Source organism: Rhodococcus maanshanensis NBRC 100610, assembly GCF_001894865.1.
Classification (GTDB): Bacteria; Actinomycetota; Actinomycetes; order Mycobacteriales; family Mycobacteriaceae; genus Rhodococcus_G; species Rhodococcus_G maanshanensis.
In genome coordinates this window covers 1-3,607 of record NZ_BCXA01000079.1, presented here as the reverse complement: position 1 = coordinate 3,607, position 3,607 = coordinate 1, and the positions used below count along the sequence as shown (strand labels likewise).

General features: G+C 67.0%; 2 protein-coding genes and 1 pseudogene. All 3 read right to left on the bottom strand.

Annotation, left to right across the window (positions count from 1 at the left end):
* Positions 1 to 673, bottom strand: a pseudogene (locus RM1_RS25700) (S1 family peptidase); the annotation flags it as partial.
* Between the two features lie 230 nt (positions 674 to 903).
* Positions 904 to 2,538: an Ig-like domain repeat protein gene (locus tag RM1_RS25695; protein ID WP_072754427.1), complete on the bottom strand. Its 1,635-nt coding sequence runs from the start codon at positions 2,536 to 2,538 to the stop codon at positions 904 to 906.
* A gap of 250 nt (positions 2,539 to 2,788) precedes the next feature.
* Positions 2,789 to 3,607: S1 family peptidase (locus RM1_RS26525; RefSeq protein ID WP_218019750.1), on the bottom strand; the 819-nt coding region annotated here is incomplete at its 5' end.

The following is a 3,607-nucleotide window of genomic DNA, read 5'->3' as shown; positions in this document are numbered from 1 at the left end:
TTGGTTCTGTGGGTTTGGTGGTGGTGGTTGGTTCGGTGGGCTTGGTGGGTTTGGTCGGGTCGGACGAGCCGAGCGAGCCGAACTCCGGCAGTTCGGACGGGCCAGCCGGTTCCTTCGCCACGCGCACGAAGTTGAGGAAGTCGGGCAGCTGCAGGCCCTGGCCCCCGGCGGTGTCCTTCACGTTCAACGCGATGTCGTTGTTGACGGGGTCGATCGCAGTGCCGTTGACGAGGCCGGCCAGCGGTGCGGGGAGCTGCTGGATCCAGGTGTTGAGCTGACCGAGCAGGTCGGACAGGACGCGTTCGCTGCGCGACTGGTCCTTGACCTTGAAGCCGGCGGCCTCGACGGCGGTGCGGGCGGCAGCCTTGTCGGGCCCCTCGGCCAGGCCGACCAGCGGGGTCCCGGCCTCATCGAGCCAGACGCCCGCGTAGGCGGTAGGGAACTTGCCGCGGAGCGTGTCGGCGAACGTCGCCAGTTCCTGCGCGGTCTCGGCCTGGTCGAGGTACTGCTCGGGGCCGAGCCGGAGGTCGCGTTGGATCGCGGTCACCATGTCCGCGGGCAGCGCGGGTGTTGGTGTGGTGGGTTCGGCCTGGGCCAGGGTCGCGCAGGGCGCGACCAGCAGGAGTGCCGCGGTGCCGATCATCGCGGCACGGCGGGCGCGGGTTCTACGCATGGGGACCTTTCGGTATGAGGGCGTTGCCGACGACCAAGCGCTGGGGTCAGGTCGATTGAGGGACTGTATTGGTAATGATTGCCATTGACTACCGAAAATTGGTGGGATGAATATTGGGCTCAGCGGCATGCGGTGGCCCGGACCTGCGGGTGGGGCCGTCGCTCGGAAGCGAAAGGGGCCTCGGACGCGAAAGTTCGCGTCCGAGGCCACTTTTCGGGACATTCTGTGTCCTAGTTGGTGCGAATCTTCAGGCCTGGGTTGGCTTTGAGGATCGCGTTGATCGGCTGCCCCCAGTTCTTTTGGTCGGGCGTGCCGCAACGCCCGTTGGTGCCGACCGAGATGCCCAGTGCCTTGGTGCCGGTCACGATGGGTCCGCCGCTGTCGCCCGGCAACCCGCAATAGTTCGTGGCGAAGGACTTGTACACCTTGGAGCTACCGGTGGCAATGCCCTGGTTGATGGCCGTGACCTTGCCGCAGGTGAAGTCGGTGGTAGAGCCGGACTTGCACACCGGCGCCCCGACCACGGGGTCGGCGGTGCCGGTGATCGGTACCGGGTCCGAGCCGCGGGCGCGAACGAAGTTGTTCTCGAAGCGCTTTGCGACGCTGTCGTCGATCTTGATCACCGCGTAGTCCATGCCATCGTGGACTGTCTTGTCGAAGGTGCCGAAGCGATCGCCGAAGCGATCGCCGAAGCGATCGTCGCCGACGATCTCGAATGCATTTGAGGCGTAAAGAGTGCCCGCCTCGAGTGGGTCCTTGTCGCAGTGTCCGGCGGTGATGTTCATTGCGTGGCCGGAGCCGTCGGTGGCATTGAAACTGAACGAGCAGATGTTCTTGCGGCCCTCGTACTCGCTGCCGTAGATGTCGCCACCGAGGACGGCGTTGGCGGCCGGCGGCTTGGGCTTGGTGGTGGGTGTGGGTGTGGGTGTGGTGGTGCCGGCGACCGTTGTGACGGTGACCTCTTGGGTGGTGGTGGATCCGGCGACGCCGTCGCGGCCGGAAAAGGTGGCGGTGATGGTGTGCTTGCCGTCGGTTCCGGGGTTCCAGATCCTGGTGGCGGTGCCGTCGGCCTCGACTTTTGTGCTGCCGAGGACGTCGTTGCCGTCCTTGAATTCGACGGTGCCGCCCGCCGCTGCGGGAGTGATCTTCGCCGTCAGCGTGTACTCGTTGCTGTCGGGTGCCGCGGTGATGGGGTCGAGGGTGATCGTGGAGGCGACGGGGTTGGTGGTGGGCTTGGTCGGTTCCGTGGTGGCCGGCGGTCCGGACGAGCCGAACCCCGGCACCTCGGACGAGCCAGCCGGTCCCTTCGCCACGCGCACGAAGTTGAGGAAGTCGGGCAGTTGCAGGCCCTGGCCCCCGGCGGTGTCCTTGACCTCCAGCGCGATGTCGTTGTTGACGGGGTCGATCGCGGTGCCGTTGACGAGACCGGCCAGCGGCGCGGGAAGCTGCTGGATCCAGGTGTCGAGCTGACCGAGCAGATCGGACAGGACGCGCTCGCTGCGCGACTGGTCCTTGACCTTGTAGCCCGCGGCCTCCACGGCGGAGCGGGCGGCGGCCTTGTCCGGCCCGTCCGCCAGACCCACCAACGGCGTGCCGGCCGCATCGAGCCAGGCGCCCGCGTAGGCGGTAGGGAACTTGCCGCGCAGCGTCTCGGCGAACCTCACCAGTACCTGCCCGGTTTCCGCCCGGTCGAGGTACTGCTCCGGGCTGAGCCCGAGGTCGCGTTGGATGGCGGCCACCATGTCCGCGGGCAGCGCCGGTGCCGGGGCGGCGGGTTCGGCCTGGGCGAGGGCCACGCACGGCGCGACCAGAAGCAGTGCCGCGGTGCCGATCATCGCGGCACGGCGGGCGCGGGTACTACGCATGGGGACCTTTCGTTTTGAGGGCGTTGCGGGTACGACCCACGGCGTTGGCGCCAGACCGGTCGCGGGACTGTATGCGTGATATCCGCCGTTGCCTACCGAAAATTGGTTGGATGAATATTGGGCTCGGTGGCGCGGCGGAGCGGCGGAGCCGCTGGTGATGCCGAGGGCGGGGTGTCACTCGGGAATGGGAAAAGGGGCCTCGGGCGTGAGAGTTCGTGCCCGAGGCCCCTTTTCGGGAAATTTTGTGTGTCTAGTTGGTGCGGACCTTGAGGCCGGGGTTGTCCGCGAGGATCGACTTGATCGGTACCGCCTCCACGGTGGGTCGGTCGTAGTCGCTGAGGTCCTCCAGGGACTCGAACAAATCGCAGTCCTCCTGGGATTTCTTGTTGGATTGGGTCGCGATGCCCAGTGCCATGGTGCCGGTGATGACGGGGCTACCGCTGTCGCCCTGCAGCCCACAGATCCTCACGGTGAATTTGCCGCGGCTGTCTTCTTCGAGCCTGGAAACGGAAGCGTCGAGCGAATTGACTTCGCCGCAGTGGTAGCCGGTGCGTTGACCGGACAGGCACACCGGCTGCCCCAGCAGGGGAGAGCCGACGCCGGTGATCGGCACCGGGGCCTTGCCGGGGACGCGAACGTAGTTGTTCTCGAAACGCTTGGCGAAGTTGTCGTCGATCTTGATCAACCCGTGGTCGAGGGATCCCAAGACCGCCTTGACGAAGGTGCCGAAGCGTTCGCCGCGCGCGTTGTCGACCACCTCGTATGCGCCTGTCGCGTCAGGAGTGCCCACGGCAAGAGGGTTCGTGTCGCAGTGTCCGGCGGTGATGTTCACCGCGTGGCCGGCGCCGTCGGTGCCGTTGAAACCGAGCGAGCACCAGCCGCCATCCCTCCAGGCGTCCGTGGATTGGTAGCGGTCGCCACCCATCTTGGCGTCGGCGGCCGGCGGTGTGCCGGGCGTGGTGGGCTTGGGCGTGGTGGTGGTGGCCGCTGTGATGGTGAGTTGTTGGGTGGTGGTGGATCCGGTGACGCCGTCGCGGCCGGAGAAGGTGGCGTCGACGGTCGCCTTGCC

Coding starts and splice junctions, on each gene's coding strand:
- RM1_RS25695 (WP_072754427.1), bottom strand. CDS start 2,538: ATGCGTAGTACCCGCGCCCGCCGTGCCGCGATGATCGGCACCGCGGCA.